Annotated in this window: 10 protein-coding genes; 9 read left to right on the top strand and 1 reads right to left on the bottom strand. The window is 64.5% G+C overall.

Annotated elements, in window-relative coordinates; genetic code table 11:
- Window positions 1-37: 37 nt before the first annotated feature.
- The 9 genes from AC6RV7_RS04835 (at window position 38) to AC6RV7_RS04795 (ending at window position 13,087) form a co-directional block, all read left to right on the top strand.
- A complete protein-coding gene (locus AC6RV7_RS04835; protein WP_500092774.1) occupies window positions 38-1,789 on the top strand; it encodes an NADH-quinone oxidoreductase subunit G in 1,752 nt (583 codons plus the stop codon).
- Window positions 1,790-1,890: 101 nt separating this feature from the next.
- Window positions 1,891-3,042 (top strand): complex I subunit 1/NuoH family protein, encoded by a 1,152-nt coding sequence (locus tag AC6RV7_RS04830; RefSeq protein WP_500092773.1) that lies wholly within the window; start codon window positions 1,891-1,893, stop codon window positions 3,040-3,042.
- Between the two features lie 110 nt (window positions 3,043-3,152).
- Window positions 3,153-3,701 (top strand): NuoI/complex I 23 kDa subunit family protein, encoded by a 549-nt coding sequence (locus tag AC6RV7_RS04825; protein WP_500092772.1) that lies wholly within the window; start codon window positions 3,153-3,155, stop codon window positions 3,699-3,701.
- 111 nt (window positions 3,702-3,812) lie between these two features.
- On the top strand, window positions 3,813-4,334 hold the full coding sequence (locus AC6RV7_RS04820; protein WP_500092771.1) for an NADH-quinone oxidoreductase subunit J family protein: 522 nt from the start codon (window positions 3,813-3,815) through the stop codon (window positions 4,332-4,334).
- 93 nt (window positions 4,335-4,427) lie between these two features.
- Window positions 4,428-4,736 carry an NADH-quinone oxidoreductase subunit NuoK gene (gene nuoK / locus AC6RV7_RS04815; protein ID WP_500092770.1) on the top strand — a complete coding sequence of 103 codons (309 nt, stop codon included), beginning with the start codon at window positions 4,428-4,430 and terminating at the stop codon, window positions 4,734-4,736.
- Window positions 4,737-4,904: 168 nt separating this feature from the next.
- On the top strand, window positions 4,905-6,782 hold the full coding sequence (gene nuoL / locus AC6RV7_RS04810; protein WP_500092769.1) for an NADH-quinone oxidoreductase subunit L: 1,878 nt from the start codon (window positions 4,905-4,907) through the stop codon (window positions 6,780-6,782).
- Between the two features lie 118 nt (window positions 6,783-6,900).
- Window positions 6,901-8,418 carry a complex I subunit 4 family protein gene (locus AC6RV7_RS04805; RefSeq protein ID WP_500092768.1) on the top strand — a complete coding sequence of 506 codons (1,518 nt, stop codon included), beginning with the start codon at window positions 6,901-6,903 and terminating at the stop codon, window positions 8,416-8,418.
- Window positions 8,419-8,500: 82 nt separating this feature from the next.
- Window positions 8,501-10,015, top strand: a complete 1,515-nt coding sequence (locus AC6RV7_RS04800; protein ID WP_500092767.1) for an NADH-quinone oxidoreductase subunit N — start codon at window positions 8,501-8,503, stop codon at window positions 10,013-10,015.
- 189 nt (window positions 10,016-10,204) lie between these two features.
- Window positions 10,205-13,087 carry a TonB-dependent receptor plug domain-containing protein gene (locus AC6RV7_RS04795; protein WP_500092766.1) on the top strand — a complete coding sequence of 961 codons (2,883 nt, stop codon included), beginning with the start codon at window positions 10,205-10,207 and terminating at the stop codon, window positions 13,085-13,087.
- Window positions 13,088-13,194: 107 nt separating this feature from the next.
- Here AC6RV7_RS04795 and AC6RV7_RS04790 read toward each other — a convergent pair whose 3' ends face one another.
- Window positions 13,195-14,805: a ShlB/FhaC/HecB family hemolysin secretion/activation protein gene (locus AC6RV7_RS04790; RefSeq protein WP_500092765.1), complete on the bottom strand. Its 1,611-nt coding sequence runs from the start codon at window positions 14,803-14,805 to the stop codon at window positions 13,195-13,197.
- Between the last annotated feature and the right edge of the window lie 2 nt (window positions 14,806-14,807).

Genomic DNA, 14,807 nt, shown 5'->3' with positions numbered 1-14,807 from the left:
TGTGTTTCGTGGTTAACTCCGCCTCCGTTTCTTTCCGATGATCGCTCCGCCCAAACCCGACCTCGTCACCGTCAACATCGACGGCAAGGAGATCGCCGTGCCCAAGGGCACGAACGTCATCGAGGCCGCGCGTCTCGTCGGCGTCGACGTGCCGCACTATTGCTACCACCCGAAGCTCTCGATCGTGGGCAATTGCCGCATGTGCCTCATCGAAATGGGCATGCCCGCGGTCGATCCCGCCACGAAGGCGCCGATCATCGATCCCGCCACCGGCAAGCAGAAGATCAACTGGATGCCCCGCCCGCAGATCGGCTGCGGCACCAACGCCTCGCCCGGTCTCCACATCCGCACGACGTCGCAGCTCGTGAAGGACTGCCGCGAGGGCGTGATGGAGTTTCTCCTCATCAATCACCCGCTCGACTGCCCGATCTGCGACCAGGCCGGCGAGTGCAAGCTCCAGGAACAGGCCACCGGCTACGGCCGCGGTTACTCGCGCTACATCGAGCCGAAAAACGTGAAGCCGAAGCGCACGCAGCTCGGCCCGCGCGTCACGCTCGACGACGAACGCTGCATCCTCTGCTCACGCTGCATCCGTTTCTGCAAGGAGGTCGCGAAGGACGATGTCTTGGGCTTCATCGATCGCGGCAGCTACACGACGCTGACCTGCTTCCCGGGCAAGCAGCTCACGAACAATTACTCGCTCAACACCGTCGATCTCTGCCCCGTCGGCGCGCTCACCTCCACGGATTTCCGTTTCAAGATGCGCGTCTGGTTCCTCAAGCAGACGAACAGCATCGATACCGAGAGTAGTGTCGGCGCGAATACGATCGTCTGGTCGCGCGAGGGCGTCATCCACCGCCTCACCCCGCGCAAGAATTACGAGGTCAACGACGAGTGGATGGCCGATAGCGGCCGCATCCTCTACAAGCAGGCGCAGTCGCCAAACCGCCTGATCGTCGCGAAGGTCAACGGCACCGACAGCGCGCTCGACGCCGCGGTCAGCGCCGCCGTCGAAATCTTCAAGGCGTCCGCCGGCGCGATCGCCGTCGTCGGCTCCGGCCGCAGTTCGGTCGAGGAACAGTTCCTCACGAAGAAACTCGCCGACGCGCTCCACGCGTCGACGCAGCTCGTCAGCCGGGTGGGCGAGGGCGACCAGCTCCTCATCTCCGCCGACCGCAACCCGAACGTCCGCGGCGCGCTCGTCACCGGTCTGATCCGCGAGTTGCCCGCGCAGAAGCTCACGGCGCTCGCCGCCGCGATCGATGCCGGCAAGGTCAAGGCGGTCCTCTCCGTCGGCGAAGACCTCGTCGCGGCCGGCCTTACGCCCGCGCAGCTCGCGAAAGTGTCCGTCGTTTATCTCGGCACGCAGGCCGATGCGACCAGCGCCGTCGCGCGCGTGCTGATCCCGACGCTGACCGTGTTCGAGAAGAACGGCACGTTCGTGAACCAGCAGTTCCGCATCCAGAAATTCCACCGCGCCGTCCCCGGTCCCGCCGGCACCGCCGACGACCTCGTCGTGCTCGCGAAACTGCTCGCGGCGGTGACGAACACCGCCGCGCCCGCGAGTGATATCCACGGGCTGTGGAAAACGCTCACTGCCGAAGTGCCCGCGCTGGCCACGATGACCTTCGCGAATCTCCCCGAGACCGGCCTGCTGCTCGATCGCACGCCGTGGGCGAGCCTGCCGTTCGTCGAGGGCGAGACGTTGCACTATAAACCCGAGGCGCCGGTGCCGCCTGCCGACAACAGCGTCCCGCCGCCGCGTCCGCCTGCCGGCACCACGACATGAGCACGCCTGCGGCCCACTTCAATCTGCGTAGCGAAAAGCGTGAGCTTTTCGTTCCCTCCTGCGAAAACCGCACGGTTTCCGCTACTTCATAAGCGCCCGCCATGCTGGCTGACTTCTACTTCAATCTTCCGCTGATCGTGCAAGGCTTCCTCAAGGGCCTGGCCGTCATTCTCGTGATCTTCCCGATCGCGGGCGTCTGTTCGATGGCCGAGCGCAAGGTCGCCGCGTGGGTGCAGGATCGCCCTGGCCCCAATCGCGCGATCGTGCCTTGGGTGGGCTGGATTCCCTTTGTCGGCCGCTTCCTGCAGCGCCTCGGCCTGTTTCACGTCATGGCCGACGGCGGCAAGATGCTCTTCAAGGAAGACTCCACGCCCGGCCACGTGAACAAGTTCTACTTCATCGCCGCGCCGCTGCTCGCGATGATTCCCGCGCTGACGACCGTTACCGTCGTGCCGTTCGGCGCGTATTTCGACGCCGCGGGCCGGACGATTCCGCTCGGCCTCGCGCCGCTCGACATCGGCATCCTCGCCGTGTTCGCGGTGTCCTCGCTCGGCGTTTATTCGCTCATCCTCGCCGGCTGGGCGTCGAACTCGAAGTATCCGTTTCTTGGATCCGTCCGCGCCTCGGCGCAGCTCATCTCCTATGAGTTGTCGATGACGCTCGCGGTGCTGCCGGTGTTTCTCTGGATCAACGCGCCGGGTCAGGACGCGACGCTCGGCTTTGGCCGCATCGTCGAGTTCCAGAGCCAGCCCGGCTTCCTCGGCGGCATGTGGTTTATTTTCCTGATGCCGGTGTCGGCGTTCATCTTCCTCACCGCGCTCTTCGCGGAAACGAACCGCCAGCCGTTCGACACGGTCGAGTCCGAGGCGGACCTCGTCGGCAGCTTCCACACCGAATACGGCGCGTTCAAGTGGGGCCTGTTCTTCGTCGCGGAATACTCGCACATGATCGTCGGTTCCGGCGTGTTCATCCTGCTCTTCTGCGGCGGCTGGAATCCGCTGCCGTGGGTGCCGCTCGAACTGGTCGCGAACGCCTTCGGCATCGCCGACAACGCGCTGCTCACCGGTCTGCTCTCGATCGTGATCTTTCTCGGCAAGGTCATCGCGATGATCTTCTTCTTCATGTGGATTCGCTGGACCGTGCCGCGTTTCCGCTACGACCAGGTGATGAAGCTCGGCTGGCAGAAGCTCCTCCCCGCCTCGATCGCCAACCTCCTCTTCTACGCGATCGCGATCGCGTTCATCGAAAAATGAAGCTGTTGAAGCGCAAAGACGCAAAGATGGCGAAGGTGATGCAAAGATCACTGCTTCGCGTGCTCGGCGCCTCTTCGCGTCTTCGCGCTTAAACCGAACCCTTACCGCTCATGGCCGTCGTCCCTCTCGAACGCAAACCGCTCACGCTCGCCGAGCGCACCTATGTCCCGCAGATCGTCAGCGGGCTGAAGACGACTTTCAAACACCTCGTCCGCAAGAAGCAGACGCTCGAGTATCCCGAGCAGCGCCCGGAGATCCCGGCCGGCTACCGCGGCGTGCCGACGCTCGTGAAGGATCCGAACGGTCGCGAGAAGTGCGTTTCCTGCCAGCTGTGCGAATTCGTCTGCCCGCCCAAGGCGATCCGCATCACGCCCGGCGAGATCGATCCCGCCGCGCCGACCTCGCACGTCGAGAAGGCTCCGCGCGAGTTCGAAATCGACATGCTGCGCTGCATCTACTGCGGCATGTGCCAGGAGGTCTGCCCCGAGGAGGCGATCTTCCTCCAGCAGCAGTATACGATGACCGGATACACGCGGGCCGAGATGGTGAACAACAAGGAACGTCTCTACGAACTCGGTGGCACGCTGCCCGACCAGCATTTCAAGTGGGACAAGAAGAAGGCCGCCGAGCAGGCCGCGTCCGCCCAGCATCACCATTGATATGAACTTATCGAAGCGCAAAGACGCCAGGCCCCGAACCAAGGTTGGCAAAGTCCGGAAAGAGTATCTTGGCGCATCTTTGCACGCTTCGCGTCTTCGCGCTTAATCCTCATGGGCCCGATTCTCTTCAACGTCTTCGCTCTCCTCACGGTCATCGCCGCGCTCGGCACCGTGCTGAACAAGAACGCCGTCAACGCCGCGATGTCCTTCATGCTCTGCCTCGTCGGCGTGGCGGGCCTGTTCGTGCTGCTCGAAGCCTACCTCCTGGCCTTCGTGCTCCTGCTGGTTTACGCCGGCGCGGTCGCGGCGCTGTTCCTCTTCATTGTCATGCTGCTCGACACGCATGCGCTGCGGCGGCCGTTCCAGTCCACCTCGGTGGTCGCGGCGACGATCGCCGGCGCGTTGCTCGCGGTCGGCGTGCTCGCGATCTACAAGCAGCCCGAGCTTGCGGCCGTTGCTCTGCCGGAGGGCGCCGGTGTCGGCGCCTCGCTGAAGGGCTACGCGTATCAACTTTTCACGACGTATCTGCTGCCCGTGCAGATCGTCGGCTTCCTGCTGCTGATCGCGATGCTCGGCGTGATCGTGCTCAGCAAGAAATTCGAAACGGAAACCAAAGTAGTGGGTAGCGAGTAGCGTGCAGCGAGCATTCCAACCTCCCGATCGTCTCATGGAACTCTCACGGCAAACTACTCGCTACTCGCTACTCGCTACTCGCACCTTCGGGTTATGATTTCTGCGACCCTCAATACCTACATCGTCCTGAGCGCGCTGCTCTTCGCGATCGGCTTCTTCGGCGTGCTGCTGCGGAAGAACACCCTGATCCTTTTCATGGGACTCGAGCTCATGCTCGTGGCGTCGACCCTCGCGCTGGCCGCCTTCTCGCGCTTCAACGGCACCAACGACGGCAACGTCTTCGTGTTTTTCATTCTGACGGTCGCCGCCGCCGAAGTTGCGGTGGGCCTCGCGATCATCGTCACGCTTTTCCGCCGGCGTCAGACGATCGAAGTCGACGAGCTCACCGCTCTCAAAAACTGAGCGGTTGATTGAGCCCAGAGTTCACCGAGCTCCCACCCAGAGAACACCGAGCCATTTCATCATGAACCCGAGCACCCTGCACCGACGCGTCTCCGCCTGCTTGCGGACCTTCGTGTCCCCCGCGGGCCGCGCTCCGTGCCCTCTGCGTTCCTAATCTTTTCGCCTTCAATGTCGCCCGTTCAGCTCGCTCTTCTCGTTTTGCTCCTGCCGCTCGGTTCGGCCGCGCTCATCGCGTTGTTCCTGCGTCGTGCCGGCTCGCTGGCCGCGTTGATTTCCGTGCTGGCCGCGACCGGCATTGCGGCCGGCTCGCTTTATCTGGCGCTGGGCCATCACCGTTTTGACACCGCGGTCGAGTGGCTGCGGCTGGGCGATTTCTCGCTGTCGCTGGGCTTCAAGTTCGACGACCTCGCCGCGCTGATGCTCACGGTGGTCGGCGTCGTGGGTCTTTGCGTGCACGTCTTTTCGCTGGGCTACATGCACGAGGACGCGTCGAAGGCCCGCTACTTCGGCGGGCTCTCGATCTTCATGTTTTCGATGATCGGCATCACTCTCGCCGACAATCTGTTCATGATGTTCATTTTTTGGGAGCTGGTCGGCTATAGCTCCTATGCGCTGATCGGCCACTGGTTCGAGCGGCCGTCCGCCAGCGCGGCGGCCAAGAAGGCATTCATCGTCAACCGCGTCGGCGACTTCGGTTTCCTGCTCGGCATCGTAATGTGCTACTGGACGAACGGCACCGTGAACCTCAGCGAACTCGGTGACAGCCATGTCGCGAGCACGTTGATTCCGCTGCTGCTGTTCTGCGGCGCGGTCGGCAAGTCCGCGCAGATGCCGCTGCAGGTGTGGTTGCCCGATGCGATGGAAGGCCCGACGCCCGTCTCCGCGCTGATCCACGCCGCCACGATGGTCGCCGCCGGTATCTACATGCTGTGCCGGATCAACGTGCTGATGGTGCCCGAAGCGCTCAACGTCATCATGTGGGTCGGCACCGTGACCGCGCTCTACGCCGCGCTTTGCGCGATCGTGCAGAGCGACATCAAGAAGGTCCTCGCTTACTCCACGCTTTCGCAGCTCGGCTACATGGTTGCGGCGTTCGGACTCGGTTCGCTGGCCGTCACGCACGAGATCGACGGACACGCTCACACGATCGCGATCGCCGCGGGCGTCGGCGCCGCGATGTTTCACCTGACCACGCACGCTTTCTTCAAGGCGCTGCTCTTCCTCGGTTCCGGCTCCGTCATTCACGGCTGCCATCACGAGCAGGATATTTTCAAGATGGGCGGACTCGCGAAGAAGATGCCGCTCACGTTCGTGACCTTCACGATCGGCGTCGCCGCGATCGCGGGCGTGCCGTTCCTCGCGGGGTTTTATTCGAAGGACGCGATCCTGCACCTCGCGCAGGAGAAGAACACGGCCGTCTTCGTTATCCTCACGTTCACCGCGGTGCTCACGTCGTTCTACATGGTTCGCATGTGGAAACTCGTTTTTCTCGGTGCGCCGCGCAGCGAGTCCGCTTCGCATGCGCATGAAGGCGGCCTTACGCTCACGCTGCCGCTGGTCGTCCTGGCGGCGCTCGCGATCGTCGGCGGTTACACGACGCACGAAGGCACGGGGCTGATCTACGGCAGCGCGTTTCAAGGCGTATGGTCGCAGATTCCGCATGCGGTCGGCGCGAGTCCGTTTGTGATCAGCGCGCTGATTCTCGCGGTCGGCGCGGGCGCGGCGCTTGCGTTTTACCAGCACGGTCCGCAGGACACGCTTGCGGTGCGCGCGCCGCTGGCGTTTGGCGGACTCACGGCGCTGAAGGAATCCTTCGACAAGCTTTACGACTACTACGTCGCGAAGGTGCAGCAGCGGTTCGCGATGCTGCTCAACTTCCTGGAGCAGATTTTCCTCGCCGGCCTGATCATTCGCGGACTTGCCGGAGTGGTCGGCTTGTTCGGTCTCGGCGCACGCGCGCTGCACGTCGGCAAGCTCAACGTTTACGTTTACTGGTTCCTGGGCGGCGTCGTCGCGCTCTGGCTGTTTGCGGCGGGAGTCCTCTGATCATGAACCGCAATCCTGTCTTGCCGCAAAAAGGCGCAAAGATGCACAAGAACCAGAATCTTCGTTTTGCGCATTTTTGCGCCTCTTTGCGGCCAGCTCGTTTGGTCCGAATTTCGCGATGAGCAATCTGCCCTTCGATCCTCTTCTCGTTTCGATCGCCGCGCCGCTGGTGCTGGCGCTCGCCATCGCCGCCGGCCTGCCGAAGCGGTGGTCCGTGCGCCTCGCCTACGTGGCGTTCGCGATCCCCGCGTTGCTCGCGCTGCATGTGTGGTTCCATTTCGCGGACGCCCCGAAGGAGTCCGGCTACGCTTTTCTGGAAACGTATTCCACCGGTCTCACGGCCTACGGCATCAGCCTGAAACTCGGACTCAACGGAATCTCGCTCCCGCTCTTTGTCCTCGCCGGCATCGTCGGCCTCGCCGCCGGACTCTACGCGATCCAGTCGCAGGCGGAGCGGCTGAAGATTTATCTCATGCTGCTGCTGGTGATGCAGGGCGGCTTGATGGGCGTGTTCGCGAGTGTGGACGTTTTCTTTTTCTATTTCTTCCACGAACTCGCGCTGATCCCGACCTTCATCATGGTCGGCGTCTGGGGCGGCCGCGATCGCGGTTACGCTGCGATGAAGATGACGATCTATCTGACCGCGGGCGCGATGCTCTCGCTGCTCGGTCTGATCGCGTTGTATGCCAAGAGTCCCGCGGCGTCGTTCGATCTGATCGCGTTGCGCGAGGCGCTCACGGCGCAGCCGATCGCCGACACCGTGCAGAACAACATTTTCGCGCTGTTGCTGTTTGGCTTCGGCATTCTCGTTTCGCTGTGGCCGCTGCACACGTGGGCGCCGCTTGGCTACGGCGCGGCGCCGAGCTCGAACGCGATGCTGCACGCCGGCGTGCTGAAAAAGTTCGGGCTCTACGGCCTGATCCAGATCGCGCTGCCGCTGCTGCCCGCCGGTGCGCTGCACTGGTCCGGTCCGCTCGCGTGGCTGGCCGTGATCGGCAACGTGCTTGTCGTCGGCTTCATCACCATCGCGCAACGCGACCTCAAGCAGATGGTCGGTTACAGCTCCGTGATGCACATGGGTTATGCGTTCCTCGGCCTCGCGGCCGGCACGACGCTCGGCATCGGCGGGGTGGTGTTGATGATGGTGGCGCACGGTTTCTCGGTCGCGCTGCTGTTTCTGCTGTCGACTTCGATTTATCACCGGACGCAGACGTTCGCCATGGATGAGATGGGCGGGCTGGGGCAGAAAGCGCCGGTGCTCGCGGCCTTCTTTGTCGCCGCGACTTTCGCCAGCATCGGCCTGCCGGGCTTCGCCAATTTCTGGGGTGAACTCACGATCTTCGTCGCGCTCTGGAAGTTCTCGCCGCTGGTCACGGCCTTCGCCGTGTCCGGCATCATCATCTCGGCGATCTACGGTTTGCGTGCGGCAGCGAACGTCTTTTTCGGTCAGCCGACCGAGGCCTTCGCGAAGGTGATCGCGCAAACGCCGCCGTCCGACCTCCGCTGGTCGGAGAAAATCCCCGCGCTTGTGCTCCTCGCGGCGCTCCTCTTCCTCGGTTTCTGGCCCAAGTCGGTTTCGACCCAGATCGATGCGGCCCTCACCTCACCCGCGGTCGTCACCGCGCATGCACGCTGATGCCGGCGCCGCGTTCCATGCGTGATTTCATTTTTTCATTCGCGACCGTTTCCGTGAGTTCGCGGGTTACTTCTCTTCTGCAATGAATCTCGAAGCCGTCAAAGTCGCCGCTGAGGCCAATGAGTGGGCCGCCATCGCGCCCGAGCTGGCACTCGGTTGCCTCGCACTCCTGTTGCTCGTCGTGGAAATGGTGCTGCCGAAGAAGCAGCATCACACGATCGGTGCGCTTTCGATTCTCGGCCAGGTCGGCGTGCTCGGCTGGGTGGCGTGGGATTTCCACTCCGTGTATCTCGGCCGCGACACCTTCAGCGGATTGCTGCACCACAGCTACGTGGCGCAGGCCTTGCGGGTGTTCTTCCTGCTGTCCTCGATTTTCGTCAGCATCCTCGCGCGCGTCGCGCTGGCGAAACAGATCATGCCGCGGGTGGAGTTTCACCACATCGTTCTCGTGGTCACCGGCGCGATGATGCTGCTCGCGCAGGCGAATCACTTCGTCCTGCTCTTCGTCGCGCTCGAGACGCTCACGATCGGCCTCTACATCCTCGTCAGTTATTTCCGCACCAACCCGCTCTCGCTCGAGGCGGGTTTGAAATACCTGATCATGGGCGCGTTGAGCTCCTCGCTGCTGCTTTTCGGCATCGTGCTGCTCTACGGCGTCGCGGGAAATCCCGGCCTCGCCGGTCACTCGGCGGAGGGCATGAACTTCGCCGATCTCTCGCGCTTCCTCGCGCTGAATCCGGACAACTTCCTCGCGAGCGCGGGCATCGTGCTCGTGCTGTCCGGCATCTGTTTCAAGATCGGGGCGTTTCCGTTCCAGATCTGGATTCCCGATGTGTATCAGGGGGCGCCCACGCCGGTGACGGCGCTGCTCGCCGTGTCGTCGAAGGCAGCCGGTTTTGCGATGCTGCTTCCGCTCGTGCTGAACGTGTTCGCTGCCTACGCCTGGCTGGTCACGCCGGTGCTGACGGCGATGGCGGCGGCGACGATCCTGTTTGGCAACATCGCCGCGCTCACGCAGCACAACGTGAAGCGTCTGATCGGTCTTTCCGGCGTTTCGCACGCCGGTTTCCTCCTGCTCGGCGTCGTGGCCGCACCGGTCGCGCCCGGCGCAGTCGGCGCGATTTTGTTCTACCTGTTTGCCTACCTGCTCGCTTCGTTCGCCCTCTTCGGCGTGATGACGCACCTCGCGGGGGTCGACGATGCCGACCAGGATCTCGATCACTACACGGGTTTGGCGAAGGAAAACCCGTTTCTCGCGGGCGTGCTGGCGGTGGCGCTGGGGTCGCTCGCGGGCATCCCGCCGCTGGCCGGTTTCATGGGCAAGTTCTTCGTCTTCATCGCGGCGTTCAACGCCGGCCTCTACGGTTTGCTCGCGATCGCGATCGTGGGCGTGGTGATCTCGATCTACTACTACTTCGGCTGGATCAAGGCCGCGTTCTTCGAAACGTGGATGCCCGCCGATGGCGCGCTCAACCCGCGTCCGGCGCGCACGCCCGTCGGCGCGCTCGCAGGGGTGTCGCTCAGCCTGCTGGCGTTGAGTTCGATCCTGTTCGGCCTCTATCAAGGCCCGCTGGGCGCCTGGCTGCTGGCGCGGTGAGTCTTCGCAGCTTCGATCGCATGCGCCGGACGACGCGGCACACGGCATCGAGCGCATGACTGACTAGCCCGGATCTCCATTCGCTCACGCGGCGAGCCCGGCCGCGGGCACGTTCACGGTAACGAGAGGTGTCCTGCGGCATGTATCGGATTGGCGGCGAACCCGCCGTCCGTTACCCAAACGCCGCCAATGCCGCACGTCTGTTCCAGCCCGACGTCCCGCCGCGTCGCGCGCCTTTGTCTCTGGCTCGCGGTGCACGCTCATGCCGGCGCGGCCGCAGTGGGTGACGAATCCGCCGCCGACGGCTTGCCTGAAGCCACGATCCTGGCGCGGGTCATTGTTTTGGGTTCGCACATCCGTCGCCCCGACATCGAAGGGCCTTCGCCGGTCAGTCGCTACGATCGCGACTACATTGAAGCCTCCGGCGCACTGAGGCTCGCGGATTTTTTGAATCTTCTGCCGCAGAATTACACCGGCTCCGGCTCCGGTCGCGGCAGCGCGCCCAACGACTTCAATCCCGAGTTCGGCGTGCGCACCGAAACCGGTGTGCCGCCGTTCAGCTTCATTTTCGGCGCCGCCGTCACGCCGCTCGGGCAGTCCGGTGTTTCGGGCGCCAATCTCCGCGGATTCGGCAGCGGATCGACACTCGTGCTCGTCGACGGACGCCGTCGTGCGATCGCCGGGCAGGGAAATCGTTCCACGGATTCGCGCCAGGGTTTCGTCGATCTGAACACCATTCCCCTCGGGATGGTGGAGCGCATCGAGGTGCTCGCCGATGGCGCTTCCGCGCTCTACGGTTCCGACGCGATTGGCGGGGTGATCAACGTCGTCCTGAAGAAAAACTACACCGGCGCCGAATTCTCCACCGACTACAAAGGAGCGTTCGACGGGGGAGGCCGCGAGCGGCACGCCACATGGCTCGCCGGTTTCACTTCGAAAGATGCCCGCCTTCGCGGCATGATCGGCGTCGATTTCTACGATCGCGCCCGTCTTTCCGCCGCGCAACGGACTTTCTCAGCCAACCAAGACCACACCGCGCGAGTGGTCGGTTATGCGCCGGACGGCAGGCCCGTCCGGGGCCGCGATTTCCGCCTCAACTGGGGTTACCCGGCGGTCGTCCAGGCGCGCAACGGCTATCTGCAGGGCGTGACCAATCCCGACGGCACGCCGGCGAGCGTTGCGCTCGTGCCGGACGGCGCTGGTGTCACGCCGGCACCCGCGCAGTTCGTTGCGACCTCGCTCACGTCTGTAAGCCGCGCGCGAGTCATGAACACCGCCGATTACCTCACGCTCGTTTCGCCGCAGGAGTCGTTCGGCATTGGCGGTGCGGTCGAATACGTGCCGGGCCGGGGCGCGCGCGTCTACGGTGGTTTTTCCCTGAGCGATGTCCGGGGCGTGTTCGAGGCCCAACCGCCTGTGAGCGCTGCCAGTGCCTCCACGGGGTTCGGCCGTTTTGCCACGATCGTGCCCGCGATGATCGACGGTCAGCCGAACGCATTCAATCCCTTCGGGCAGGATGTGTTGGTCGGACTCGTGCATCATGAGTTTGGGCCGACGCGCCAGACCACGCGCACCGTGAGCCGCGGGGTCTACGCGGGCATTGCCCGCGACGTTGGCGATGGCTGGGAGTGGGACGCGGGTGTGAGCAGGTCGCACGAGCGTTTCGCGCAACGCAACATCACGCTCGATCACGCGCGGTTCACCGCCGCACTCGCCGCGCCCGATCCGGCGCAGCGCTTCAATCCGTTCGTCGACGCCCGGGCCGGCGCTCCGGCGAATGCGCGGATCTACGCCGGGCTGACGGCGATCGACGCCGACGACGGCGTGTCCGAATATACGGCGGCCCATTTTGCCGCGAGCGGCCCGCTGCTGGCCCTCCCGGGCGGCGACCTCCAACTCGCCTTCGGCGGAGATTACGGTTTTGCGGAACACCGGGTGCAAACCCGCCCGTCCGCCGGTGCGGTGGTCGATGCGGCCGCCGGGCGGCACAGCCACGCGGTGTTCGCGGAACTGTCGGCGCCCTTGGTCGGGCGCGCCAATGCCCGCCGGTTCGCGCGCCGCGTGGAGCTCCAACTTGCCGGTCGTTACGAACACCACGGCGAGGCGGGAGACACCGCCAATCCCAAATTCTGCGCTCTCTGGTCGCCCGCGCCCTGGCTGCTCGCGCGGTCTGGTTTCTCGACGGGGTTTCGCGCTCCGTCACTTTCGGAATACGAGACCACGCACACCGTGGAGACGTCGACGCTCACCGATCCGCGCCGCGCCTCGGGGCGCACGGCCAACCTGTCCGTGCACCGCGGCTCCAACGCCGGCGCCGGACCGGAAACCTCGCGCAGCGAGTTTCATGGCGTCGTGTTGACACCTCTTCTGGCGCCCGGGCTCTCGATCGCGCTCGACTATCACCGCACCCGCCAGCGCAACCTGCTTCAGTTGTTCACCGCGCAGGCCATCGTGGATAACGAGCGGCTTTTCCCCGGGCGTATCACGCGGCTAGAACCCACCGCGGAGGACATTGCGCTCGGCCAGCCCGGCCCGCTCGCCAGCGTCGATGCCACGTTCGTCAACTTCGGCGCCTCGCACCATGAAAGCCTGGATCTCGCGCTCGAGTATGAGCTGCCTTGGCGCGAATTCGGGCGCTTCCGCGTGAGCCTGGGCGGTTCGCATGCGCTCGTCGCGCGCGTCGAATTGCAGCCCGGCGTCGAGGCGTCTGACCTCGTCGGCGACACCGCGGCGCCGCCGCGCTGGCGCTGGGCGGGCTCGGTTTTCTGGCGGTATCGCGCGTGGAATGCCTCTGTCTTCGCCAGCTACACCGGCGCATTCGCCAGCAATTTCGCCGGCAATCTGCTCGCGCCGCAGGGCTATCCGGGCGTCACCGTCGTGAATGTGAATGTTGGATATACCTTCCGGTCGGGCCTGTGGCACGGTCGTGGCAAGGACACGAAAATCGGCATCGGCATCGGCAACGTGTTCGACCACGAGCCGCCGTTTTCCGACACGATCTTTGGCTTCAACGGCGCGCTTCATGCCGCCCTCGGCCGCACATATTCCGTTTCGGTCCGGCTTCCGTTCTGAAGCGCCGCGCCGCCCACGCACCGAGGGCGGGTGTCCTTGACCGCGAGGTGGCGGGCGGGCGATCGTTGCGCAGCCAGCCTTGATGGTTGGGGCGTGGTTTATCCGGACTAAAACCTGACGCTGGCGCTGATGTGTCCATGCCCGGCGCCTTGGTCGGCGAGGTCGGGGATCTCCTTCCATTGCCAGCCGTAAGCGGCGCTCAGCGTGAAACCGCGTCCGAGCCGGTAGTTCACGCCGATGCCGGAAGATGCCAGCTCCGCGCTCGTCGCGCCGGAGCCAAGATCCCACAACGCCGCCGCGTCGATGAAGGCGAACACGTCCGCCTGGCCACGGCCTTTGAATGGCGAGAACGCTGGCAGGTGCAGCTCGGTGTTCACCAGCACGCCTTCGTCGCTGAAGGCGGAACTTTCGCGATAGCCGCGCACGCCGGCGCTGCCGGCGCCGTTCACCTGCTCGGTGCCGAGCAGCGGGCCGCTGGCAAGCTGCAGGCTCGCCGTGGTGCTCAGCGAGAAGCCGGCGGGCAGCGCGCGTGAATACTGGCCCTCGATCCGGCCGTAAACATACGCCGCCTTCGCTCCGAAGCGCGAGCGTTCGAACGCTTCGTTGTTGTTCGCGGAGGTGAGTCCGCCCGGACTGGCGTAGAGCGAGGCGGACCACGCGAGTCCCTGCGTCGGCGTGCGATGCGAAGAGGAGAACGTCGCGCCGAGTTGGGCGATGTGCGTGACGTTGTTGGTAACGGGGATAGCGGCAAACTCGAGGTTGTTGTCGGCGTATTTGAAGTCGGCGGCGAAGTTCAGGCCGCGTTCCCAGCCGCCGGCGGTTTTCGCTAGCGGCACGGTGTAGCGCAGGCCGGTCTGCCAGGATTTGCCGTCCTGCGTGAGTGGAGCGGGCAGGGCGGACTCGATGGTCGAATAGGAACCGAACGCGGTGAGCGAGTGGCCCGATTTGAAAATCGTGCCGTAGTTGGCGCTGTGGCTGAGCGAATGTTTCAGAGCCGGATCGGCCGAGAAGCTGTAGCCAAGCGTGTCGCCGCGATCGAAGGCGTTGCCCCAGACGACGCCGGCGGTGACGCGATCCTCGTCGGTCAGGGCGGTGCCGGTGTTGTTGTAACCGGCGCTGAGCGTCCAGGGCCGGGTCTCGAGCGTGCGAAGGACGAGTTTCGTCGTGCCGGAAGTCGCGCCCGGTTCGGCGGCAACGACTACGCGCCGATAGCCGCCGCGATTCAGTCGATCCACGCCGGCTTGCACGGCGGCGGCATCGATCTCGTCGCCTGCGGCCAACGGCACGGCGGCACGGTAGGAGGCCTCGGAGAAATAATTCGCACCCTCGATCCGGAGAGCCCCGTCGAGTTTCGCCCGTTGCACGACGACGCGCAGAATGCCGTCGGTCACATCCTGCGGCGGCACATAAACCGTAATGAAGGAATGCCCGTGCTGTTGCAGCCAGTTGCGTAATGTCGCCGCCACCAGCTCGGAAACTTGCGGTGTGAGTGGCACGCCGATGTAGGGCTCAACCAGCGTCGCCACCGCCGGCTCCTGCAGGACCGGCGTGCGGGAAGCATCGAAAGGCGCGGGGCCGCGCGACGTGGTGGTCAACTCACCCGGCTCGGCGATGCACACGACGCCGCGCACCAGCACCCGTGGTGCCGTCGGCGTGGTTGACGCGTGCATCAAGCCCGCAAGCCAGAGCCAAAGAATCAAACGGATCCTGGTTTTCATAG

Source organism: Opitutus sp. sgz309028 (assembly GCF_059821195.1).
The sequence above is the reverse complement of the archived record's forward strand: the minus strand, read 5'-3'. Positions and strand labels throughout refer to the sequence as shown.